Raw genomic sequence first — 22,682 nt, forward strand, 5'->3', positions numbered from 1 at the left:
CGCCGCATGACCCCTTCTGAGATCGAAACAATCTTCCGCGACGAGGCGGGGCGGGCGCTGGCCACGATGATCCGCCTCGTCGGCGATTTCGATCTCGCCGAGGACGCGCTCCAGGATGCCTTTGCCGTGGCGCTGGAGCGCTGGCCGGCATGCGAGGTGCCCGACAATCCGCGCGCGTGGCTGGTCAACGTCGCGCGCAACAAGGCGATCGACCGTATCAGGCGCCACGCCGTCTTCCGCGGCAAGCGGCAGGCGCTCGTGCACGAGCTCGAGCTGAATGCGCAAGCGCCTGACGAGCCGCCGGCCATGCTCGACGACGACATGCTGCGGCTGATCTTCACCTGCTGCCATCCTGCATTTGCGCCCGAAGTCCAGGTCGCGCTGACGTTGCGCACCGTCTGCGGTCTCTCCACCGCGCAGGTCGCGCGCGCCTTCCTTGTCGGCGAGGAGGCGATGGCGCAGCGCCTCCTCCGCGCCAAGCAGAAGATCCGGCTCGCCGGCATTCCCTACGAGGTGCCCGAACGCGCCGCGCTGGCGCCGCGGCTGGATGGCGTGCTCGCCGTGATCTATCTCGTCTTCACCGAAGGCTATGTGGCGACGTCGGGCGCCGATTTGATGCGGCCCGATCTTGCGGCCGAAGCGATCCGGCTCGGCCGCTTGCTCGACCGGCTGATGCCCGATCGGACCGGCATCAAGGGCCTGCTGGCCCTGATGCTGCTACACGATGCGCGCCGCGCCGGGCGCGAGACCGCCGCCGGCGATATCGTGCTGCTGGAGGAGCAGGACCGTTCGCGGTGGGACCGCGCGCAGATCGAGGAAGGCCTTGTTCTGGTGGACGGTGCGCTACGCATGCCAGGCCGGCCGCAATCCTATGCAGTGCAAGCCGCGATCGCCGCGCTTCATGCGCGCGCGCCGAGCTATGAGCAGACAGACTGGCCGCAGATCGCCGGGCTCTATGAGGTGCTGCTGCGCATCACCCCGTCGCCGGTGGTCGAGCTCAACCATGCTGCGGCGGTGTCGATGGTCGACGGACCCGCACGTGCGCTCGATCTGGTGGATGCGACCGCCGCCCGCGGCGGGCTTGACGGCTACGAGCTGTTGCCCGCGGTGCGCGCGGACCTGCTGCGACGGCTCGGCCGCAAGGACGAGGCGATGGAGGCGTATGTTGCGGCGACGAAGGCGACGCAGCTCGCGCCGCTGCGACGACTTTATGCGCGAAGGATGAGGGAATTGACGTAGTTGCCGGAAACTCCGTCATTGCGAGGAGCCCTTGCGACGAAGCAATCCAGAATCTTTACGCGCCGGCGAGCGTCACTTCGACGCAACGACCGTCCCATCCACCGGCAAGCTCGCCAGCAGCGCCTGCAGGGTCGTCAGCGTGGAGTGATCCGCAACACCATCCAGCCGTGCCGGGCGGAAGTGGCGCTGGAAGGCGGTGACGACTTCCATCGTCGCGGCATCGTATTTGCCGGTCAGCGGCACCCCATAGCCGTATCTGGCGAGCGCCTGCTGCAGGCTCAGCACCTCGTCGCTGATGGTGCCGAGCATCAGGCTCTCGCCGCGCACGACCGGTGCGGGCGTCACCCAGTGACCGACGCCGGAATTGGCCAGCGAATGCCAAGGAAATTTTTCGCCCGGATCCTTCTTGCGCGCCGGCGCAACGTCGGAATGGCCGAGCACCCGATGCGCGGGTACCTTGCGGCGCAGCATGATGCCGCGGCATAGCGCGATTACGGCGGCGATCTGGCGCAGCGGAAACTCCGGATAGCCCCAGTCGTGGCCGCGATTGACGATCTCGACCCCGATCGAGCAGGAGTTGATGTCATCCTCTCCGGCCCAGGACGAGACGCCGGCATGCCAGGCGCGCCTCGCCTCCGGCACGCATTGCACGATGCGGCCATCCTCCAGCACGACATAATGTGCCGACACCTCGGTGCCCGCGGAGCAGAGCCGCGCCAGCGCACCCTCGACGTCGGGCATTCCGGTGTAGTGCAGCAAGATCATGTCGGGCTGCCGGCCCTTGTTGCGGTCGCCATGGTTCGGCGAGGGGATGATGTCGGAGACGATCGACGAATCCGGCTCGAACGTCCGCATGTTCGCCGCGGCCTTGGGAACCGGGAGAACGCGTTGACGCTTCGAATCAGATCCAGACGGAGTGGACGAACCGGACGACATAAACAGCTCGAGACGGACAGAGAGCGGGCCAAGCCTTTCTCTTTACCATTCCTTTACCCTCGGCCGTGCGCAATCGCGCGGCGCGGTTAACGGATGCATTTTGGCCCGTGTGTGTGGATGAGGCACCACTGCGGCATCACCTTTTCGACTTGTAATGGGCCGATCAACGCTTTCTTAACGCTAAGGGCCGTTACTGAGAGATGAAGAGCCGACCCGCGTCCGGAGGCGGCCAAAGCGTATTTTGGCTCGAAATCCCATGGCTGCCCGACAAATTCCACTGGGAACACCGGGTTGGCGGCTCAGGGTGACCGGGCTCGGGTACCATGCTGGACGGGGGTTGGGTCGTGGAACCGCCGCGACGCGGAATCATTCGAGGCGTTATGGGCTCGCTCGTCCCCGATCTCACATCTGCGTTCGGCAGGCGTGGCGCATGAGCCCGGCTCCGCACGTCCCCGTTCTCGGCCGCGAGGCCATCGACCACCTCGCGCCGCGCGAGGGTGGTGTCTATGTCGACGCGACCTTCGGCGCAGGCGGCTACAGCCGCGCCATCCTCGACGTGCCGGGAACCCGGCTCATCGCGATCGACCGCGACCACACCGCCATTGTTGGCGGTGCCGAACTGGTCGAACGCTCCGCGGGCCGGCTGACGCTGGTCGAAGACCGCTTCTCCAATCTCGCCGAAGTCTGCGCGGCGCAAGGCGTCGATGCCGTCGACGGCGTCGTGATGGATGTCGGCGTATCCTCGATGCAGCTCGACCAGGCAGGCCGCGGCTTTTCCTTCCGCCTCGACGGTCCGCTCGACATGCGGATGGGGCAGGCGGGACCCACGGCGGCCGACATCGTCGCGCGCGCCTCGGAAAGCGATCTTGCCGACATCATTTATCTCTTTGGCGAGGAGCGGCATTCGCGCCGCGTTGCCCGCGCCATCGTCGCGGACCGGCAGGAAACACCGTTCACGACCACGCGCGCGCTCGCCGATCTCGTCGGCCGGGTGGTTCGTACCAAGCCCGGCGATATTCACCCGGCGACGCGGACGTTCCAGGCTTTGCGCATCTTCGTCAACGAAGAGCTCGAGGAACTCCAGACCGCGCTCGTTGCGGCCGAGCGTGTGCTCAAGCCCGGCGGCCGGCTCGTGGTCGTCTCGTTCCATTCGCTGGAAGACCGCATCGTCAAGAATTTTCTCGCCGAGCGCTCCAGGACCGGCGGCGGTTCGCGCCATCTGCCGGAAATGTCGCAAGCGGTGCCTAGCTTCGAGCTTCTGACGCGGCGGCCCGTCGTTGCAGGCGAGGACGAGCTCGCGCACAATCCGCGGGCACGTTCCGCAAAGCTGCGCGCTGCCGAGCGCACCTCCGCGCCTGCGCATGACGATGGCGCGCAATCGTCCTGGCCAAGGCTCTCCGACGTGATGAGGGGCGGCTAGCGCATGCGCTTCATCCACCTCCTCGTCATCGGCGCGCTGATCTTCGCGGCAGCCTATGTCTACCGGATCAAGATGGACTCCACGGCGCGCACGGAGAAAGTGTTGCGGCTGCATGCGGAGATCCGCGAGCAGCGCGACGCGATCGCCTCGCTCCGCTCCGAATGGGCCAAGCTCGATGCGCCGCTGCGCCTGCAAGGCCTGTCCGACCGGCATCTGCAGCTCAAGCCGGTCAACGGCACGCAATATGATGCGCTGAAGAACCTGCCGGAACGACCGCCGCGGATGTTCAGGCCGGGCGAGCCGGATCCGATCGGGGCCATGCTCAACACCATCGAAGCTGCGAGCGATCCCAAGAATGTGACGGGCTCGGTGCCTCAGTCCGAGGACAAGCAATGAGTCCGGCGACGCCTGCAAAACCCACCGAAACTCCGACTGAACCATGGCGGCAGCGGCTGATTCGCAGCCTGCTCTACGGGCGCAACGTCGACCGCGCCGCGAAGGCGCGGGCGCGCGTCGGCCTCGCGATGCTCGCCTTTGCCTCGGTCTACGCCCTGATCGGCGGCCGGCTCGTGATGTTCGCGATCGGCGCCGACGCCCACGGCGCACGCCGCGCCGCGGCACAGGAGGTGGTCGCGACCGCGCGGCCCGACATCATCGATCGCAATGGCGCGATCCTGGCGACCGACGTCAAGGCGTCGAGCCTGTTCGGCGAGCCGCGCCGCATCATCGACAAGGACGAGGCGATCGAGCTTCTGACCGCCACGGTGCCCGACCTCGACGAGGCCGAAGTGCGCGAGCGCCTGTCGGCGCGCAAGGGCTTCGTCTGGCTCAAGCGCGAGATCACGGCGAAGCAGCAGCAGGACATCCACAAGCTCGGCATTCCCGGCATCGGCTTCCTGCGCGAGAACAAGCGCGTCTATCCGACCGGCAACGAGGTCGCCCACGTTATCGGTCTCGTCAACATCGACAACCAGGGCATCGCCGGGATGGAGAAGTGGCTCGACAATCAAGGGCTCGCCGATCTCCATCGCGCGGGCTTTGCCACCGACCGCCTGCAAAAGCCGATCGAGCTTTCGATCGATCTGCGCGTCGAGCACGCGCTGCGCGACGAACTCTTGAAGGCCAAGGAGAAGTTCCACACCAAGGCCGCCTCCGGCATCGTCTCCAACGTCAAGACCGGCGAGATCGTGGCGATGGTCTCGCTTCCGGATTTCGATCCGAACAACCCGAAGGAAGCGCACGACCCCGACCGCATCAACCGCCTGACCACCGGCGTCTACGAGATGGGCTCGACCTTCAAGGCGTTCACGCTGGCGATGGCGCTCGATTCCGGAAAGATCAGCCTGAACTCGATGTGGGATGCGCGCGGAAACCTGCACTACGGCAAGTTCACCATCCACGACAGTCATTCGCTCGGACGTTTCATCAACACCAAGGAGGTGTTCACCTACTCGTCCAACATCGGCGCGGCGCGGATAGCGCTCGGCCAGGGCGTCGAGGCGCACAAGGCCTTCCTCGCCAAGATGGGCCAGCTGACGCGGCTGCGCACCGAACTGCCGGAGAGCGCGGCTCCGCTGGTCCCGCGCCGCTGGAGCGAGCTGAACACGGTCACCATCGCGTTCGGCCAGGGCATGTCGGTGGCGCCGTTGCAGGCGGTGATGGGCATCAACGCGCTGGTGAACGGCGGCTATTTGATTCCTCCGACCTTCATGAAGCGCAGCGAATCCGAAGCGGCGGCAATGGCCAAGCGCGTGATCAAGCCGGAGACCAGCGACAAGATACGGTTCCTGATGCGGCTCAATGCCGAAATCGGCACAGCCAAGACCGCCGACGTCAAGGGCTACTATGTCGGCGGCAAGACCGGCACCTCCGAGAAGGTCATCAACGGCCGCTATGCCAAGAAGCGCGTGCTCAACTCCTTCACCGCGATCATGCCCTGCGACGATCCGAAATATCAGATCCTGATCATGCTGGACGAGCCGCAGGCGATTCCCGAGACGAAGGGTTTCATCACCTCGGGCTGGAACGCGGTGCCGACCGGAGGCAAGGTGATCGAGCGGATCGCGCCGCTTTTGGGCGTCGAGCCGCGGTATGACCTGCCGCCGTCCGAGCGCCTTATTCTTGCAGCATCCAGGACAACCCAGTAATCAACCGGGTGGGCCGTTGCCGCTGCTGAGTCGGGATTTCCCAGGGATTCGGCTTTCCGGTACGGCATGTCGACTGGAAGACCATGAAGCTGCGCGACCTGCTAGGTCAGGATGTTCTGGGCACTGATGCCGCACTCGAGCCCGCTGTCGCGGGGCTCGAGGTGAGCGGCGTTGCCCTCGACAGCCGTGTGGTCCAGCCGGGCGATCTCTTCTTCGCACTTGCGGGCAGCAAGACCGATGGCGCGCGCTTCATCGATGCCGCGATTGCCGCGGGCGCCGTGGCTGTGGCCGGCGACCACGCTCCGGCAGCCGGCCGGGTGCCGTTCGTCACGGTGCCCAATCCGCGCCGCGCGCTGGCGCTGGCCGCTGCGAAATTCTACCCCGCCCAGCCGGCGACCATTGCCGCGGTCACCGGTACCAGCGGCAAGACCTCGGTGGCCGCGTTCACCCGCCAGATCTGGGAGCGGCTGGGGCATGCCTCCGCCAGCATCGGCACCATCGGGCTCGTCTCGCCGAAGCGCACCGTCTACGGTTCGCTGACGACGCCCGATCCGATCGCGCTGCACCGGCAGCTCGACGAGATCGCGCGCGAGGGCGTGACCCATCTCGCCTTCGAAGCCTCCTCGCACGGGCTCGACCAGTATCGCCTCGACGGTGTGCGCGTCTCCGCCGGCGGCTTCACCAATCTCTCGCGCGACCACATGGATTACCATCCGACCGTCGCGCATTACCTTGCGGCAAAGCTGAGGCTGTTCCGCGAACTGGTCCTGCCCGATGGAGCCGCCGTGATTTCGGCGGACCACGACTGCTCGGCGGATGCGATCGCCGCGGCGAGGTCGCGCGGCCTGCGCGTGATGGCGGTCGGCCGCAACGGCGACGGGGCAGGCGAGGGCATTCGTCTCGCCGGTGCCGAGGTCGAAGGCTTCTCGCAAGTGCTCGCGCTCGAGCATCGCGGCAAACATCATTCGATCCGGCTGCCGCTGGTCGGCGAATTCCAGATCGAGAATGCGCTGGTGTCGGCCGGTCTTGCCATCGGCACCGGCAGCGACGCCGCAAACGTGTTCGCGAGCCTCGAACATCTCGAAGGCGCCAAGGGGCGGCTCGAGCGCGTCGGCGCGCACAACGGCGCGCCGATCTTCGTCGACTACGCGCACAAGCCGGATGCGCTGGCAAAGGCGCTGCAGGCTTTGCGTCCTTACGCGAAGCGCAGGCTGGTCGTCGTGTTCGGCGCCGGCGGCGATCGCGATGCCGGCAAGCGGCCGATCATGGGCGAGATCGCAGCTGACAATGCCGACGGAATCATCATCACGGACGACAATCCGCGCAGCGAGAAGCCGGAAGTTATTCGCGCCGAAATCCTCGCCACCGCGAAGGGCGCCCGCGAAATCGGCGACCGCGCCGCGGCGATCCGCGCCGCGATCGAGGAATTGCAGGATGGCGATGCGCTGCTCATCGCCGGCAAGGGCCACGAGACTGGACAGATCGTCGGCGGCCAGGTGCTGCCCTTCAGTGATCACGAGGCGGTTGCCGCCGCATTAGCGTCGAGGATTGCATGAGCGCGCCGATATGGACGGTGGCCGAAGTGGCGCGTGCGGTGGGCACTGCCGGATCATTCCCGGACACGGGAATCGATTTCGTCACCCAGGACAGCCGGCTGGTGAAGCCGGGCAGCCTGTTCGTCGCGCTGAGCGGCACGCCGAGCGGCGGCTTCACCTCGAGCTTCGCCAGCGCGCGCGACGGCTGGGAATTCGCGGACAAGGCGGCGGCTTCGGGCGCGGTCGCGATGATCGTGCCGCACGAGATCGCGGGCATCGGCATTCCGCAGATCGTCGTGAAGGACACGCTGATCGATGGCCTCTGGGGCCTCGCGCGCGCCGCCCGGTCACGCTTCCACGGTCCGGTGATCGGCCTCACCGGCAGCGCGGGCAAGACCAGCACCAAGGAATTCCTGGCGGCCTATCCGAACGCCTATGCCAGCCCGTCGAGCTTCAACAATTTCTGGGGCGTGCCGCTGACGCTGTGCAACGCGAAGCCCGACGCCAGCCTCTGGGTCGTCGAGATGGGCATGAACCAGACCGGCGAGATCGCGCGGCTCAGCGAGCTCACGCGGCCGACGGTCGCGCTCGTCGTCAACGTCCAACCCGTGCATCTGGAGAAGCTCGGCTCGCTCGACGCCATCCGCCGCGAGAAGGTATCGATCGCGCTCGGCCTGCCCTCGGACGGTGTGCTGGTGCTGCCCGCCGGAATCAAGGCGCCGGACTGGAAGGGCAAGGTGTTGCGCTTCGGCGAGAAAGCCGAGGTGCACGAGGTCGCGCATGCCCCGCATGGCGAGAGCTGGCAGGTCGTGGCCGCGCTCGGCAAGAAGGAGATCGCCTTCCGCCTGACGCCGGGCGCGCCACACCGCGTGCAGAACGCGCTCGCCGCGCTCGCTTCGATTCGCGCCGCGAATCTCGATGCGGCGACGCTTGCGATCAAGCTCGACCGGGTCGGCATCATGAGCGGTCGCGGCGTCGAGCAGGCGGTCGGCGGCGTCACCGTGATCGACGACAGCTTCAATGGCAACCCGGCCAGCGTCGCTGCTGCGCTGCAAAGCCTCCAGGCGCGCAACGTGACCGGCGGCCGCCGCATTGCGGTTCTCGGCGACATGCTGGAACTGGGCGATGACGCACCGAGCTACCACACCGGCCTTGCCATGCATCTCGACGGCATCGACGGCGTCTACTGTGTCGGCCCGCTGATGCGCCACCTGTTCGAGGTCCTTCCTGCCGGCAAGGGCCTTGGCTGGCACGACGATCCCGTCACGCTGAAGCCGGACGAGGTCGCGAACCTGCTGAGGGCAGGCGATGTCGTGGTTGTCAAGGGCAGCAAGAAGATGTTCTGGGTCAACAAGTTTGTGCCGGGCCTAGTGGCCGCCTTGCAGGCAAAGGCGTAAACTGCTTGGAAGGCGCTGTTCCCGAATCCCACCCTTTTTGCGGCGCGAACCCGACCGTTTTCCCAGAGGTCGCCCGACCCCATGATGAAGACCAGCGAATGCGCGTGACGCAGGTTGACAAGGCCAAGATCAAGGCGCGTGCAAAGGCGCCATAGGACCGTCTGAATGTTTTACTGGCTGATCGAGCTCTCGAACACATTTCCGGGCTTTGGTGCCGTCCGCACCTTCCTGAACGTCTTCCGCTACATCACCTTCCGCACCGGCGGCGCGGTGGTCACCGGCGCGCTGTTCGTGTTCCTGTTCGGGCCCTGGATCATCGATCATCTGCGCATCCGCCAGGGCAAGGGCCAGCCGATCCGGACCGATGGCCCGCAATCGCATCTCGCCAAGAAAGGCACGCCCACCATGGGCGGGCTGATGATCCTGTCCGGCCTCACGGTCGGCACGGTGCTGTGGGCCAACCCGCTCAATCCCTACGTCTGGATCGTGCTGGCGGTGACGCTCGGTTTCGGTTTCGTCGGCTTCTATGACGATTACCTCAAGGTGACCAAGCAGACCACGACGGGCTTCGGAAGCAAGCTTCGCCTGCTGATCGAGGCGGTGATCGCGCTGGTCGCCTGCTACGCGCTGGTGCGGCTGAACCGCGATCCGGCGTCGACCGCGCTGACGATCCCGTTCCTCAAGGACACCGTGCTGCATTTCGGCTGGTTCTTCGTCGTGTTCGGCGCCTTCGTCATCGTCGGCGCCGGCAACGCGGTGAACCTCACCGACGGTCTCGACGGCCTCGCCATCGTGCCCGTGATGATCGCGACCGCGAGCTTTGCGATGATCGCCTACCTCGCCGGCAACGCGGTGTTCGCGGATTACCTCCAGATCAAATATGTCGCCGGCACCGGCGAGCTCGCCGTGCTCTGCGGCGCGCTGCTGGGCGCCGGCCTCGGCTTCCTCTGGTTTAACGCGCCGCCGGCGTCGATCTTCATGGGCGACACCGGTTCGCTCGCGCTCGGCGGCATGCTGGGTGCGATTGCGGTCGCGGTGAAGCACGAGATCGTGCTCGCGGTGATCGGCGGCCTGTTCGTGCTCGAGGCAGTCTCCGTCATCGTGCAGGTGGTGTCGTTCAAGCTCACGGGAAAACGCATCTTCCGGATGGCGCCGATCCACCACCATTTCGAGCAGCTCGGCTGGACCGAGCCGCAGATCGTGATCCGGTTCTGGATCATCTCGGTGATGCTGGCGTTGGCCGGCCTGTCGACCCTGAAGCTGCGGTGACCGGTCGATGATTCCCGTCACCTCCTTCGCCGGCAAGACGGTCGCGGTGTTCGGCCTCGGCGGCTCGGGGCTCGCCTCCTGCCACGCGCTGAAAGCGGGCGGCGCCGAGGTGATCGCCGCCGACGACAATGCCGAGAACGTGGCCAAGGCGGCGCAAGCAGGCTTCATCACGGCCGATTTGCGCAACGTCTCCTGGGTGAATTTCGCCGCGCTGGTGCTCGCGCCCGGCGTGCCGCTGACCCATCCGGTGCCGCACTGGAGCGTGCTGAAGGCGCGCGAGGCTGGCGTCGAGGTGATCGGCGATATCGAGCTGTTCTGCCGCGAGCGGCGGAGGCATGCACCGGATGCGCCGTTCGTCGCGATCACCGGCACCAACGGCAAGTCGACCACGACGGCTTTGATCGCGCATCTCACGAAGGTCGCCGGCTACGACACTCAGATGGGCGGAAATATCGGCACCGCGATCCTGTCGCTGGAGCAGCCAGGCACGGGCCGCGTCCACGTCGTCGAGATGTCGTCCTACCAGATCGACCTCACGCCCTCGCTCGATCCCTCCGTCGGCATTTTGCTCAACGTCAGCGAGGACCACATCGACCGTCACGGCACCATCGCGCATTACGCCGCGGTGAAGGAGCGCCTCGTCGCCGGCGTGCAATCCGGCGGCACATCGATCATCGGCGTCGACGACGGCTATTGCCGCGACATCGCCGACCGGCTCGACCGCGCCGGCAAGGACGTGGTGCGCATCTCCGTCAAGAATCCGCTGGCCTCCGGCATCCATGTCGAACATGGCACCATCGTGCGCACCGCGGGCGGTGCGCGCAGCGAGGTCGCCAAGCTCGGTGGCATCGGTTCGCTGCGCGGCCTGCACAATGCGCAGAATGCTGCCTGTGCCGCTGCCGCCGCGCTCGCGATGGGCATCAGCCTCGATGTGCTGCAGAACGGTCTGCGCAGCTTTCCCGGCCTCGCGCACCGCATGGAGCAGGTCGGCCGCCGTGGCAACGTGCTGTTCGTCAACGATTCCAAGGGCACCAACGCGGATGCCACCGCGCATGCACTGTCGTCCTTTTCGGACATCTTCTGGATCGCCGGCGGCAAGCCGAAGGCGGGCGGTATCACCGGTCTGACAGGCTACTTCCCGCGCATCCGCAAGGCCTATCTGATCGGCGAGGCCGCGCAGGAGTTTTCCGGCACGCTCGGAATGCAAGTGGCGCACGAGATCAGCCAGACCCTCGACGTCGCCGTCGAGCGCGCCGCGCGCGATGCGGAAGCATCGGGGCTTGCGGACGCGGTCGTGCTGCTGTCGCCCGCCTGCGCCTCCTTCGACCAGTATCGCAACTTCGAAATCCGCGGCACCAGGTTCCGCGAGCTGGTGCAGGCGCTGCCGGGTGTGAAGCCGGTGGTGTGAGAATGGTGCGGCGACGCTGGATCGGAATCGCCGTGGTTGCTCTTGCTGTTCCGGTCGGTTTCCTTTTTGTTGTATTTTTTGACAAAGTCATGAGCGGTTTCGGCGCGTGCCGCATCGTTCGTCAGAGTGCGTTTGCCTCCCCAAGCGGCAGCAAGTTGGTTGTCGTGGTCTGGAAGGAGTGCGGAGCGACGGTACCTGACAGCACGCAGGCCAGCATCGTGGCTCGCGGTCGGACGTTCTCACCTGAAAGCACGCCGACCTTCGTCAGCGTGCGCGGGCATCTGGACGTGGTCGTCGCTTGGAGTAGTGAGCGGGCGGTCACGATCGGCTTCATTCCCGGGGCAGACGAAGTCTACAAGCGCGATCAGCACGCGGGGGACATCACGATCAACTACGAATAAGGCCACGGGTCGGTCTATCGCTAAAGATATCCGCTTCCTTAACCCCCCGGTAACCAACCTCGGCGACCAATGGACCGACCTCTGTCCGAAAGCGGCCGCCATGCTCTCCCGTGAAGAACGCACCCCCTTTTCCGAGTGGTGGTGGACCGTCGACAAGCCGCTGATGGGCGCCATTCTGGCGCTGATGCTTTGCGGCGTGATCCTGTCGTTGGCGGCGAGCCCGCCGGTTGCGACCCGCATCGGGCTCGAGCCCTTCCACTTCTTCAGCCGCCATGTGATGTTCCTCGTGCCCTCCTGCCTGGTGCTGCTCGGGGTCTCCTTCCTGTCGCCGCGCGCGATCCGTCGCTCGGCCCTGATCATCTTCGCGGCCAGCATCATCCTGATCGTGCTGACGCTGGCGATCGGGCCTGAGGTGAAGGGCTCGCGGCGCTGGATCACGCTGCTCGGCGTCAACATCCAGGCCTCCGAGATCGCCAAGCCGTCGTTCGTCGTCATCGCCGCCTGGCTGTTCGCCGAATCCACCAAGCGGCCGGAGATGCCGGCGACTTCGATGGCGCTGGTGCTGCTATTGATGCTGGTGACGCTGCTGGTGATGGAGCCGGATTTCGGCCAGACCATGCTGATCCTGATGGTGTGGGGCTCGCTGTTCTTCATCGCAGGCATGCGCATGATCTGGGTGTTCGGACTCGCCGGCCTAGGCGCCGCCGGCCTGTTCAGCGCCTATCTGTTCGTCCCGCACGTCGCAGGCCGCATCAAGCGTTTCATGAACCCGGCTTCCGGCGACACCTTCCAGGTCGATACCGCCATGGAAGCTTTCTACAACGGCGGATGGTTCGGGCTCGGGCCAGGTGAGGGCATCGCCAAACGCAGCCTGCCCGACAGCCACACCGACTTCGTGTTCGCGGTCGCCGCCGAAGAGTTCGGCATCATCCTGTGCCTTGCGATGCTGGCGCTGTACGCCTTCGTCGTCATCCGCACACTGTCGCGGGCCTATGCCAACGAGGACATGTTCTCGCGCTTTGCGGCATCCGGACTTGCGATCCTGTTCGGCGTGCAGGCCGCGATCAACATGTCGGTGAACCTCCAGCTCATCCCCGCCAAGGGCATGACGCTGCCCTTCATCTCCTACGGCGGCTCCTCGATCGTGTCGCTGGCCTATGGCGTCGGCATGATGCTGGCCCTGACGCGGCTGCGCCCGCGCACCGAGGTCGAGGCAAGCGGCCGCGCCGAGGCGATGCGCAGCTACGCTTGAGCCGTCGTTGCGAGGAGCGGAGCGACGAAGCATTCCAGAGTGTCTCCGCGGAGTGACCCTGGATTGCTTCGCTACGCTCGCAATGACGGCGGAGGCCCTGTAAAAGGGCAATTATGGACAATTCCCCCCTGATTCTGCTCGCCGCGGGTGGCACCGGCGGCCATCTGTTTCCGGCCGAGGCGCTCGGCGTCGAGTTGATCCGGCGCGGCTTTCGCGTCCGCCTCGTCACCGACGAGCGCGCGCTGCGCTACAGCGGGCTGTTCACCAAGGACATGATCGACGTCGTCTCGAGCGAGACCGCGCGCGGCCGCAATCCGCTGCAGCTCGCTTACGCCGGCCTCACGCTCGCGGCCGGCACGCTCTCCGCCTACAGGCTGATCAAGCGATTGAAGCCGGTCGCCGTCGTCGGCTTCGGCGGCTATCCGACGCTGCCGCCGCTGGTCGCCGCGAAGTTCGCCGGTGTGCCAAGCATCATCCACGATGCCAATGCCGTGCTCGGGCGTGCCAACCGGTTCCTGTCGAGCCGCGTCAGCGCCATCGCGACCTCCTTGCCGGGCGTACTCGATCGCGATCCGGCGCTGGCAGGCAAGGCCACGACCGTCGGCACGCCGATGCGCCCGGCAATCCTCGCTGCGGCTGCCGTGCCATATGTCGCGCCGGAGGTGAACGGACCGCTGCGCCTGCTCGTCGTCGGCGGCAGCCAGGGCGCGCGCATCATGGCCGACATCGTGCCGGGTGCGATCGAGCGGCTCGAGCCTGCGCTGTGGAGCCGGCTGATCCTCACCCAGCAGGTACGCGACGAGGACATGGCGCGCGTGCGCGCGGTCTACGACAGGCTCAAGATCAATGCCGAGCTTGCGCCGTTCTTCACCGATTTGCCGGCGCGGCTCGCTTCCAACCATCTGGTGGTGTCGCGCTCCGGCGCCGGCACGGTCGCCGAACTCGCCGCCATCGGACGGCCCTCGATCCTGGTGCCGCTGCCGGGCGCGATCGATCAGGATCAGTTCGCCAATGCCGGGGTGCTGGCCAAGGTCGATGGCGCGATCCGCATTCCTCAGACCGAGTTTTCCTCCGACCGGCTTGCCGCCGAGATCTCCGCCTTCGCCGCCGAGCCCGCGCGCCTTGCCGCCATGGCGCAGGCCGCCCGCGGCGCCGGCCGGCTCGATGCGGCCGAGCGGCTGGCTGATCTGGTGGTCAAGGTCGCCGGAATCTGACGCGAAAAAGCCCTTGTCTTGGCCTTCCAAAGCGGGGCATCCAGTAGGAAAGGCGCGCGGCTGATTTGGCCGTGACCTTCGCCAGATGCCGCCCTTTCCGGCGGCAAGGTCAGGGAACAGAGCATGAGACTGCCGCGCGAGATCGGACCCATCCACTTCGTCGGGATCGGCGGGATCGGCATGAGCGGCATCGCCGAGGTGCTGGTCAATCTCGGCTACGCCGTGCAGGGCTCGGACGCCTCCGACAATTACAATCTCGACCGCTTGCGCAAGAAGGGCGCCAAGGTCTCGGTCGGCCACAAGGCCGAGAACGTCGACGGTGCCGAGGTCGTCGTCGTCTCCACCGCGATCAAGCGCGACAATCCGGAACTGATGGCGGCGCGCGAGCGGCGCATTCCCGTGGTGCGCCGCGCCGAGATGCTGGCCGAGCTGATGCGGCTGAAAAGCTGCGTCGCGATCGCCGGCACCCACGGCAAGACCACGACGACCACGATGGTCGCAACGCTGCTCGATGCCGGCGGTCTCGATCCGACCGTGATCAATGGCGGCATCATCAATGCCTACGGCTCCAACGCCCGCCTCGGGGCCGGCGACTGGATGGTGGTCGAAGCCGACGAGAGCGACGGCACGTTCCTGAAGCTGCCGACCGATGTCGCGATCGTCACTAATGTCGACCCCGAGCATCTCGATCACTTCAAGACCTTCGAGGCCGTGCAGGACGCCTTCCGCCATTTCGTCGAGAACCTGCCGTTCTACGGCTTTGCCGTGATGTGCATCGATCATCCCGTCGTGCAAAGCCTGGTCGGCAAGATCGAGGATCGCCGCATCGTCACCTATGGCGAGAATCCGCAGGCCGATGTGCGGTTCGTCGATCTGACTCCGATGGGCGGCGGATCGAAGTTCAAGGTCGCATTCCGCGATCGCAAGACCGGCGCTGTGCACGAGATCGCCGATCTCATGCTGCCGATGCCGGGCCGCCACAATGCCTCCAACGCGACGGCGGCGATTGCGGTCGCGCGCGAGCTCGGCGTGTCGGACGACGCGATCCGAAAGGCGATCGCCGGCTTCGGCGGCGTCAAGCGTCGCTTCACCAGGACCGGCGAATGGAACGGCGTCACCGTGATCGACGATTACGGCCATCACCCCGTCGAGATCGCGGCAGTGCTGAAGGCGGCGCGGGAATCCACCAACGGCAAGATCGTCGCCGTGGTGCAGCCGCATCGCTATACCCGCCTGCAGTCGCTGTTCGAGGAATTCTGCACCTGTTTCAACGATGCGGATGCGGTGGTCGTCGCCGACGTCTATGCCGCGGGCGAGGCACCGATCGAGGGCATCGACCGCGACCATTTCGTCACGGGCCTGCGCGCCCACGGTCACCGCGAGGTGATCCCGCTGCCGGCGGCATCGGAGCTTGCGGGCATCGTCAAGGGGCTCGCAAAGTCGGGCGATCTCGTCGTGTGCCTGGGTGCCGGCAACATCACGCAATGGGCGTATGCGCTGCCCGGCGAATTGAAGGCGCTGGGGTAGGGCGACCGGATGTCGAGTCATCGTCGATCACCGCCCGTGTGGCCACCCCTCTCCCTAACCCTCCCCCGCAAGGGGGGAGGGAACCCATCCGTCGGTGCCTTCCTGACTCTCGCAAAGGATCAGAGCGTAGCCGTGACGCGAGGTGAGGTGAGCACGCCGGTCAGGCTCCCTCCCCCCTTGCGGGGGAGGGTTGGGGAGAGGGGTAAGCTCCGGCCGCTGGCGGACAACGTCACGCGGCGCAATCTCGATCCAGCTCGCATGTCGGTCAGCGCGCGATGACCTTCCCGGACATCACGCCCGCTCTCAAAGCCGCGATGCCGGAGCTGCGCGGCCGGCTGCTCGCCAACCAGTCGCTTGCCGAACTCACCTGGTTTCGCGTCGGCGGTCCGGCGCAGGTGCTGTTCACGCCGGCGGATGAGGACGATCTCGCCTATTTCCTCGCGCATCTTGCGTCCGACATTCCCGTCTATGTCGTCGGCGTCGGCTCCAACCTGATCGTGCGCGACGGCGGCATTGCGGGCGTGGTGATCCGGCTTGCGCCGCGCGCCTTTGGGGAGGCGAGTGCAAGCGCCGATGTCGTCACCGCAGGCGCTGCCGCGCTCGACAGGCGGGTGGCGGAAGTGGCGGCCGGCGCCAATATCGGCGGCCTCGAATTCTATTTCGGCATTCCCGGCACCATCGGCGGCGCGCTGCGCATGAATGCAGGCGCCAACGGCGGCGAGACCAGGGACGTGCTGATCGAGGCACGAGGCGTCGGGCGCGACGGCACGAAGCACACCTTCTCCAATGCCGACATGAAATTCGTCTACCGCAACAGCGGCGTCGATCCCTCGATCATCTTCACGTCCGCGCGCTTTCGCGGCGAGATCAGGGATACCGAGGCGATCCGCGCGCGGATGGCGGAGGTGCAGACCCATCGCGAGACCGCGCAGCCGATCCGCGAAAAGACCGGCGGTTCGACCTTCAAGAACCCGCCCGGCCATTCCGCCTGGAAGCTGGTCGATGCCGCCGGCTGCCGCGGCCTGCGCGTCGGGGGCGCACAGGTCTCGGAGATGCACTGCAATTTCCTGATCAACACGGGCGATGCCACCGCGCACGACATCGAGACGCTGGGCGAGACCGTGCGTGAACGGGTGAAGGCAAATTCCGGAATTGAGCTGCACTGGGAAATCAAGCGGATCGGAGTTTCCGCGTAAGTGTCATTCCGGGGCGCGACGCAGTCGCGAGCCCGGAATCCATAACCCCGGCTCGTGGTTATGGATTCCGGGCCTGCGCCTAACGGCGCATCCCGGAATGACGACGACTGGCTAGGATAGGTAACAAAGACATGCGCATCACCATCCTCTTTGGCGGCTCCAACAGAGAGCGTCTGGTTTCGGTCGCCTCGGCCCAGGCACTGCACCAGGCGCTGCCCGAGGCGGACCTCTGGTGGTGGGACGTCGAAGACAAGGTGCACACCGTCCAGTCCAGGCAACTGCTCGAACATGCCCGTCCGTTCGAGGACGAGTTCAAGCCGGGCACATCAGGCATTCCGCTGGAGCAGGCGCTCGACCAGGCGAAGACGGAAGACCGCGTGCTGGTGCTCGGCCTGCATGGCGGGCGTGCCGAGAACGGCGAATTGCAGCTGATGTGCGAGACACGCGGCGTGCCTTTCACCGGCTCGGGCTCGGCCTCCTCGCATCTTGCCTTCGACAAGATCGCGGCCAAGCGGTTCGCGGCACTCGGCGGCGTGACGCCGCCGGCAAACCTTGCGCTGGACGAGATCGATCAGGCTTTCGCCGAATACGGCCGGCTGATCGCAAAGCCGGCCAAGGATGGTTCGAGCTATGGCCTGATCTTCGTCAACGCCAAGCAGGACCTCGTCGCCGTCCGCAATGCTGCGAGCCACGAAGAGTACGTGATCGAGCCCTATATCGCCGGCGTCGAGGCAACCTGCGGCGTACTGGAGCGGCCCGACGGCTCGATCATCTCGCTGCCGCCGATCGAGATCATTCCGGGCGAAGGCAATTTCGACTACGCCGCGAAATATCTCCTGAGCACCACGCAGGAGATCTGCCCGGGCCGTTTCACCGCAGAGGTCACCGCCGCGCTCAAGAACCAAGCGATGCTGGCGCATCGGGCGATGTCCTGCACCGGCTATTCCCGTTCGGACTTCATCGTCTCGGACAAGGGCCTGGTCTATCTCGAGACCAACACGCTGCCCGGGCTGACCAAGTCCTCGCTCTACCCAAAGGCGCTGAAGGCCGAGGGCATCGCGTTCGTCGACTTCCTGCGCGGCCTGGTCGAGCTCGCCGGGCGGGGTGTGCGGAAATAGTTAGGACTGGTTAACGGCCAAATCGGCGAAATGGGCGGTTTTGGAACCCAAAACCGGTAAAATGCCGGACATAGCGGCATAAATACCTCACAGGCCTAGGCAAAAAGCGCGCGCCGTTAACGAACTTTACCTTTTGTTTACCAGGACGTCCGAAGGTTAACGCTGGCGGCGCATATGACGCGTTGGCTGCCGGCGTGTGGGCTGTTGCGGGTGTTTCACCTCCAGCGAACGCTTTGAAGGGGAGAGGTTTTCTTCTGCTGAAGACCAGCACCCGGCCCGGCAAGTCCGAGACGTCATGTTCGCCAGGACCCGCGCGATGTCGCGGGCAAACTGTTGACGAGCTCGTGCAATGGATCGTGCAGGAAGCCTCACCCGGTCGCTTTTCAGATCGCTGAGGCCCCAAGCTGACCTGAAGGCGGCCGCTATCGGAGCGGTCGTGCTTCTGCGCGAGTGGGTGCAGGAGAAGCGCGACGACAAGCGCGCTGCCGCCAAGGACAGGATCAAGACCAAAGCGAAGGCCAAGGCCGTCGTCGAGCGCGAGCCGCCGCCGCGCCTGATCGCGCTGGTCGAGCGCTATCTGCCGCGCCGGGTCGGGATCAGCATGACCGTGCTGCTGCTGATCGGAAGCTGCGGCTTCGGTATCGTCAAGGGCGGCCATCTCCAGGATTTCATCACGGCGGTCAACGACACCCGCAACGCGCTGGCCAATTCCGCCGGCTTCCGCATCACCTCCGTCGCGATCAACGGCCGCAAGCAGCTCAGCCAGGACGAGATCCTCGCGATCGGCGGCGTCAGCGGCCGATCCTCGCTGCTGTTCCTCGATGCCGACGCCGTGCGCGACAAGCTCAAGGCCAATCCCTGGATCGCGGACGCGACCGTGCTGAAGCTCTATCCGGGCCGGCTCATGATCGACATCACCGAGCGCCAGGCATTCGCGCTGTGGCAGGAGGCCGGCCGGCTTTCCGTCATCGCTGATGACGGCGCTGTGCTCGAACCCTATGTCTCGCGCCGTTTCCTGTCGCTGCCGCTCGTGGTCGGCAAGGGTGCCGACACGCAGGCCCGCGACTTCCTCGCCCTGCTGGCGCGCTACCCGCAGGTCAATTCGATCACGAAGGCCGCGATCTTCGTCGGTGAGCGGCGCTGGAATTTGAGGCTCAAGGACGGCCTCGACATCCGCCTGCCCGAGCAGGACGTCGGCAACGCGCTGGCGATGCTGTCCAGGCTCGACAAGGAGGACAAGCTGTTCTCCCGCGACATCGTCGCCGTCGACATGCGCCTGCCCGACCGGCTGGTGGTGCAGCTGTCCGACGACGCCGCCAAGGCGCGCGAAGACCTGTTCAAGGACAAGAAGAAAAAGAAGGCCGGGGACGCCGCATGACCGGTCTTGATCGCACCCAGACGCCGAAGACGCGCCCGATGCCGCACAAGCGCGGCGGCCTCGTCGCCTGCCTCGACATCGGCACCAGCAAGATCGCCTGCATGATCGCACGGCTGAAGCCGTCGGCGCCGAGCGACGCGCTGCGCGGCCGCACCCACGCGGTCGAGCTGATCGGCTACAGCCAGATCCAGTCGCGCGGCATGAAGGCCGGCGCGGTGGTCGATCTTGGCGAATGCGAGCAGGCGGTGCGACAGGCCGTCGGGCTTGCGGAGAAAATGGCCAAGGTGCGGGTCGAATCCGTGCTGCTGTCGGTCTCCGGCGGCCGGCTCTCCGGTCAGCTCGTTGAAGCTGCGGCCGACATCCGCGGCGGCGCCGTGACGCCGGCCGATGTCAGCCGCGTCACCTCCACCGGCATGCGCCACGCCACCGGCGAGGGCCGCACCGTGCTGCACGCGCTGCCGGTCGGCTACACGCTCGACGGCGTCAAGGGCATCCGCGATCCCCGCGGCATGGTCGCGCACCAGTTCGGCGTCGACATGAACGTCGTCACCTGCGACGCCACTGTGGCGCGAAACCTGATGCTGGCGGTGGAACGCTGCCACATCAATGTCGAAGCCATGGCGGCGAGCCCCTACGTGGCCGGTCTGTCGGTCCTGACCGATGACGAGGCCGATCTCGGTGCCGCCGTCGTCGAGATGGGCGCGGGCACCACCACGATCGCGGTCTATTCCGGCGGCCGGTTCGTGCATGCGGCGGGTTTTGCGGTCGGCGGGCAACACATCACGATGGATCTCGCGCGGGGACTCTCCGCGACCATTGCCGATGCCGAGCGAATCAAGACGTTATACGGCACCGTCATCACCGGCGGATCGGACTCGCGTGAGCTGATGTCTGTGCCGACAGCCGGTGACGAGCAGGATCTGCCGCAGATCGTCTCCCGCGCCACCATCGCCAACATCGTCAAGCACCGTGCCGAGGAAGTCTTCGAAATGGTTCGGGACAAGCTGAAGGATTCGCCCTTCGCCTCAGAGCCGAACGGCCGCGTCGTGCTCTCGGGCGGCGCCTCGCAGCTCACCGGCCTCGTCGAGCTCGGAACGCAAATTCTCGGCCGGCCCGTGCGGGTCGGGCGTCCGCTCGGTTTCGGCCGGCTGCCCAACGAGGCGAAGAACGCCGCGTTCGCGGTGCCGGCCGGGCTCCTCGTCTACCCGCAATATGTTCACCACGAGCATGTCGAACCGCGGCATACGCGGCAGCAGGTCAAGACAGGGACGGGCGGTTATTTTGGAAAGGTCGGACGATGGCTACGCGAGGGCTTCTGATGAACCTGTTCCGCAATCTTCGAATTTCACCAACTCCCGCGGCCGCCGGCCGGGGCGAACCCACGCGCGCGTGATCGAGAGGCAAACATGACCATCAGCATCAATGTTCCTGATATTCACGAGTTGAAGCCCCGGATCACCGTGTTCGGCGTCGGCGGCGCCGGTGGCAACGCCGTCAACAACATGATCACGGCGGGCCTCCAGGGCGTCGACTTCGTGGTCGCCAACACCGATGCGCAGGCGCTGACGATGTCGAAGGCGCAGCGCATCGTGCAGATGGGCACGGCGGTCACGCAAGGCCTCGGTGCAGGCTCGCAGCCGAACGTCGGTGCTGCGGCGGCCGAAGAGGTGATCGACGAACTGCGCGACCATCTCTCGGGCGCCAACATGGTGTTCGTCACCGCCGGCATGGGCGGCGGCACCGGCACCGGTGCAGCGCCCGTGATCGCCAAGACCGCGCGCGACATGGGTATCCTCACCGTCGGCGTCGTCACCAAGCCCTTCCACTTCGAGGGCGGTCGCCGCATGCGCACCGCTGAAGCCGGCATCAACGAGCTTCACAAGGTGGTGGACACGCTCCTGATCATCCCGAACCAGAACCTGTTCCGGGTTGCCAACGAGAAGACCACCTTTGCCGATGCCTTCGCGATGGCCGACCAGGTGCTCTATTCGGGCGTTGCCTGCATCACCGACCTGATGGTCAAGGAAGGCCTGATCAACCTCGACTTCGCCGACGTCCGCGCCGTGATGCGTGAGATGGGCAAGGCGATGATGGGCACGGGCGAAGCCTCCGGCGACAAGCGCGCGCTGACCGCCGCGGAAGCCGCGATCGCCAATCCGCTGATCGACGACAGCTCGATGAAGGGCGCCAAGGGCCTTCTCATCTCCATCACCGGCGGCAAGGATCTCACTTTGTTCGAGGTCGACGAAGCCGCGACCCGCATCCGCGAGGAAGTCGACCAGGACGCCAACATCATCGTCGGCGCGACCTTCGACGAAGCGCTCGACGGCCTGATCCGCGTCTCGGTCGTCGCCACCGGCATCGAGCAGGCGACGATCGCCCGCAACACCCAGGCCACCAGCGCTCCGGTCGCGAACGCGGCGCCGCAGGCGCAGCAGGCTCCCGCTGCTCCGGCCGCGGTTGCCGAGAGCCGCCTCGCCGACCTGACCGCGCGCCTCCGCGCCGACAATCAGCGCATGGCCGAGCGTGCCCAGAAGCTGGAAGCGCAGGTCCCGGCCGCCGCGCCGGCTCCGGCCGCCGCCGCCCCGCGTTCGAACGTCGAGCGCGCCGCGCTCGCCGCCATCGCCGCCGCCGTTTCGGACGTCCCGCAGGCTCCGGCGCCGATGCAGACCTACGGCGACGTCACCGTGCGTCCGATCGCGCAGAAGCCGACCCTGTTCCCGGAGCCCGAGCAGGCGCCGCTCGCCATGCAGGAGCCGATGACGCCGGAAACCTTCATCCCGCCGCAGGCCGAGCGTGCGCCGGTCCGCGCACCGCGGATGCCGCGTATCGAGGAGCTGCCGATGCCGGCCCAGGCCGAGCTTCGCCAGGCCCGCGGCGAGATGGAAGAAGAGACCCCGCAGAAGACCCGCCTGTCGCTGCTCCAGCGGCTCGCCAATGTCGGCCTCGGCCGTCGCGACGAGGAAAGCGAAGCGCCGATCGCGGCCCGTACCGCTGGTCCCGCGATGCCCCCGCTGCCCGATCGCCGCCCCCAGAAGACCGTGGCGCAGCAGATCGCGGCCAGCGAGCCGGTGTCTGAGTATGCCCGCCGTCCCGCGCCCCAGGGCCTGGACATGCATGGCCGTCCCGCGCCTGTTGCACCCGCGCCACAGGGAGACGACCATCTTGATATCCCGGCCTTCCTGCGGCGGCAGGCGACCTGAGGATTGTTACAATAAGGCAGACGCAAAAAGGTCCCGGCGGGA

General features: G+C 66.4%; 18 protein-coding genes. 17 read left to right on the forward strand and 1 reads right to left on the reverse strand.

Features of this window, described 5'->3' with window-relative positions; all coding sequences use genetic code 11:
- Positions 1-6 precede the first annotated feature (6 nt).
- Complete coding sequence (locus tag NR187_RS05980; protein ID WP_256806021.1) at positions 7-1,239, forward strand: RNA polymerase sigma factor; 1,233 nt, start codon at positions 7-9, stop codon at positions 1,237-1,239.
- A gap of 72 nt (positions 1,240-1,311) precedes the next feature.
- On the opposite strand, the gene NR187_RS05985 is transcribed toward NR187_RS05980, so the two are convergent.
- Positions 1,312-2,094, reverse strand: a complete 783-nt coding sequence (locus NR187_RS05985; RefSeq protein WP_256806023.1) for an N-acetylmuramoyl-L-alanine amidase — start codon at positions 2,092-2,094, stop codon at positions 1,312-1,314.
- Between the two features lie 511 nt (positions 2,095-2,605).
- Between NR187_RS05985 and rsmH the strand changes: the two genes are divergently transcribed.
- The 16 genes from rsmH (at position 2,606) to ftsZ (ending at position 22,640) form a co-directional block, all read left to right on the forward strand.
- Positions 2,606-3,595 carry a 16S rRNA (cytosine(1402)-N(4))-methyltransferase RsmH gene (rsmH, locus tag NR187_RS05990; protein ID WP_211384496.1) on the forward strand — a complete coding sequence of 330 codons (990 nt, stop codon included), beginning with the start codon at positions 2,606-2,608 and terminating at the stop codon, positions 3,593-3,595.
- A 3-nt stretch (positions 3,596-3,598) separates the two neighbouring features.
- Complete coding sequence (locus NR187_RS05995; RefSeq protein WP_256806027.1) at positions 3,599-3,991, forward strand: hypothetical protein; 393 nt, start codon at positions 3,599-3,601, stop codon at positions 3,989-3,991.
- A complete protein-coding gene (locus tag NR187_RS06000; RefSeq protein ID WP_211384498.1) occupies positions 3,988-5,742 on the forward strand; it encodes a penicillin-binding protein 2 in 1,755 nt (584 codons plus the stop codon). The genes NR187_RS05995 and NR187_RS06000 overlap by 4 nt, the downstream gene beginning before the upstream one ends.
- An 83-nt stretch (positions 5,743-5,825) precedes the next feature.
- The gene (locus NR187_RS06005) at positions 5,826-7,298 is read left to right on the forward strand and encodes a UDP-N-acetylmuramoyl-L-alanyl-D-glutamate--2,6-diaminopimelate ligase (RefSeq protein ID WP_256806029.1); all 1,473 of its coding nucleotides are present in this window, start codon (positions 5,826-5,828) and stop codon (positions 7,296-7,298) included.
- Positions 7,295-8,674, forward strand: coding sequence for a UDP-N-acetylmuramoyl-tripeptide--D-alanyl-D-alanine ligase (gene murF, locus NR187_RS06010; protein WP_256806031.1), 1,380 nt, complete (start codon positions 7,295-7,297; stop codon positions 8,672-8,674). The genes NR187_RS06005 and murF overlap by 4 nt, the downstream gene beginning before the upstream one ends.
- Positions 8,675-8,839: 165 nt before the next feature.
- On the forward strand, positions 8,840-9,943 hold the full coding sequence (gene mraY, locus NR187_RS06015) for a phospho-N-acetylmuramoyl-pentapeptide-transferase (protein ID WP_024339539.1): 1,104 nt from the start codon (positions 8,840-8,842) through the stop codon (positions 9,941-9,943).
- Between the two features lie 7 nt (positions 9,944-9,950).
- On the forward strand, positions 9,951-11,351 hold the full coding sequence (murD, locus tag NR187_RS06020; protein ID WP_256806032.1) for a UDP-N-acetylmuramoyl-L-alanine--D-glutamate ligase: 1,401 nt from the start codon (positions 9,951-9,953) through the stop codon (positions 11,349-11,351).
- Between the two features lie 2 nt (positions 11,352-11,353).
- Entirely contained in the window at positions 11,354-11,752 is a 399-nt protein-coding gene (locus NR187_RS06025) for a hypothetical protein (protein WP_256806033.1), read from the forward strand.
- 100 nt (positions 11,753-11,852) lie between these two features.
- The gene (gene ftsW / locus NR187_RS06030; RefSeq protein ID WP_211384503.1) at positions 11,853-13,004 is read left to right on the forward strand and encodes a putative lipid II flippase FtsW; all 1,152 of its coding nucleotides are present in this window, start codon (positions 11,853-11,855) and stop codon (positions 13,002-13,004) included.
- A 113-nt stretch (positions 13,005-13,117) separates the two neighbouring features.
- Positions 13,118-14,218, forward strand: coding sequence for an undecaprenyldiphospho-muramoylpentapeptide beta-N-acetylglucosaminyltransferase (gene murG / locus NR187_RS06035; RefSeq protein WP_306235161.1), 1,101 nt, complete (start codon positions 13,118-13,120; stop codon positions 14,216-14,218).
- 123 nt (positions 14,219-14,341) lie between these two features.
- Positions 14,342-15,745 carry a UDP-N-acetylmuramate--L-alanine ligase gene (murC, locus tag NR187_RS06040; protein ID WP_211384504.1) on the forward strand — a complete coding sequence of 468 codons (1,404 nt, stop codon included), beginning with the start codon at positions 14,342-14,344 and terminating at the stop codon, positions 15,743-15,745.
- Positions 15,746-16,020: 275 nt separating this feature from the next.
- A complete protein-coding gene (gene murB / locus NR187_RS06045; RefSeq protein ID WP_256806035.1) occupies positions 16,021-16,941 on the forward strand; it encodes a UDP-N-acetylmuramate dehydrogenase in 921 nt (306 codons plus the stop codon).
- Between the two features lie 131 nt (positions 16,942-17,072).
- Positions 17,073-18,059: a D-alanine--D-alanine ligase gene (locus NR187_RS06050; RefSeq protein WP_211384506.1), complete on the forward strand. Its 987-nt coding sequence runs from the start codon at positions 17,073-17,075 to the stop codon at positions 18,057-18,059.
- 349 nt (positions 18,060-18,408) lie between these two features.
- Positions 18,409-19,437 carry a cell division protein FtsQ/DivIB gene (locus NR187_RS06055; protein WP_211384507.1) on the forward strand — a complete coding sequence of 343 codons (1,029 nt, stop codon included), beginning with the start codon at positions 18,409-18,411 and terminating at the stop codon, positions 19,435-19,437.
- The gene (ftsA, locus tag NR187_RS06060) at positions 19,434-20,756 is read left to right on the forward strand and encodes a cell division protein FtsA (protein WP_211384508.1); all 1,323 of its coding nucleotides are present in this window, start codon (positions 19,434-19,436) and stop codon (positions 20,754-20,756) included. The genes NR187_RS06055 and ftsA overlap by 4 nt, the downstream gene beginning before the upstream one ends.
- 87 nt (positions 20,757-20,843) lie before the next feature.
- Positions 20,844-22,640 (forward strand): cell division protein FtsZ, encoded by a 1,797-nt coding sequence (gene ftsZ, locus NR187_RS06065; RefSeq protein ID WP_211384509.1) that lies wholly within the window; start codon positions 20,844-20,846, stop codon positions 22,638-22,640.
- Positions 22,641-22,682: the final 42 nt, after the last annotated feature.

The organism is Bradyrhizobium sp. Bra64, from assembly GCF_024519875.1.
GTDB classification, from domain to species: domain Bacteria; phylum Pseudomonadota; class Alphaproteobacteria; order Rhizobiales; family Xanthobacteraceae; genus Bradyrhizobium; species Bradyrhizobium japonicum_G.

Excerpts from the sequence above, each read along its gene's own strand:
- NR187_RS05980 (WP_256806021.1), top strand. The coding sequence starts at position 7 with ATGACCCCTTCTGAGATCGAAACAATCTTCCGCGACGAGGCGGGGCGG.
- NR187_RS05985 (WP_256806023.1), bottom strand. The coding sequence starts at position 2,094 with ATGCGGACGTTCGAGCCGGATTCGTCGATCGTCTCCGACATCATCCCC.
- rsmH (WP_211384496.1), top strand. The coding sequence starts at position 2,606 with ATGAGCCCGGCTCCGCACGTCCCCGTTCTCGGCCGCGAGGCCATCGAC.
- NR187_RS05995 (WP_256806027.1), top strand. The coding sequence starts at position 3,599 with ATGCGCTTCATCCACCTCCTCGTCATCGGCGCGCTGATCTTCGCGGCA.
- NR187_RS06000 (WP_211384498.1), top strand. The coding sequence starts at position 3,988 with ATGAGTCCGGCGACGCCTGCAAAACCCACCGAAACTCCGACTGAACCA.
- NR187_RS06005 (WP_256806029.1), top strand. The coding sequence starts at position 5,826 with ATGAAGCTGCGCGACCTGCTAGGTCAGGATGTTCTGGGCACTGATGCC.
- murF (WP_256806031.1), top strand. The coding sequence starts at position 7,295 with ATGAGCGCGCCGATATGGACGGTGGCCGAAGTGGCGCGTGCGGTGGGC.
- mraY (WP_024339539.1), top strand. The coding sequence starts at position 8,840 with ATGTTTTACTGGCTGATCGAGCTCTCGAACACATTTCCGGGCTTTGGT.
- murD (WP_256806032.1), top strand. The coding sequence starts at position 9,951 with ATGATTCCCGTCACCTCCTTCGCCGGCAAGACGGTCGCGGTGTTCGGC.
- NR187_RS06025 (WP_256806033.1), top strand. The coding sequence starts at position 11,354 with ATGGTGCGGCGACGCTGGATCGGAATCGCCGTGGTTGCTCTTGCTGTT.
- ftsW (WP_211384503.1), top strand. The coding sequence starts at position 11,853 with ATGCTCTCCCGTGAAGAACGCACCCCCTTTTCCGAGTGGTGGTGGACC.
- murG (WP_306235161.1), top strand. The coding sequence starts at position 13,118 with ATGGACAATTCCCCCCTGATTCTGCTCGCCGCGGGTGGCACCGGCGGC.
- murC (WP_211384504.1), top strand. The coding sequence starts at position 14,342 with ATGAGACTGCCGCGCGAGATCGGACCCATCCACTTCGTCGGGATCGGC.
- murB (WP_256806035.1), top strand. The coding sequence starts at position 16,021 with ATGACCTTCCCGGACATCACGCCCGCTCTCAAAGCCGCGATGCCGGAG.
- NR187_RS06050 (WP_211384506.1), top strand. The coding sequence starts at position 17,073 with ATGCGCATCACCATCCTCTTTGGCGGCTCCAACAGAGAGCGTCTGGTT.
- NR187_RS06055 (WP_211384507.1), top strand. The coding sequence starts at position 18,409 with ATGGATCGTGCAGGAAGCCTCACCCGGTCGCTTTTCAGATCGCTGAGG.
- ftsA (WP_211384508.1), top strand. The coding sequence starts at position 19,434 with ATGACCGGTCTTGATCGCACCCAGACGCCGAAGACGCGCCCGATGCCG.
- ftsZ (WP_211384509.1), top strand. The coding sequence starts at position 20,844 with ATGACCATCAGCATCAATGTTCCTGATATTCACGAGTTGAAGCCCCGG.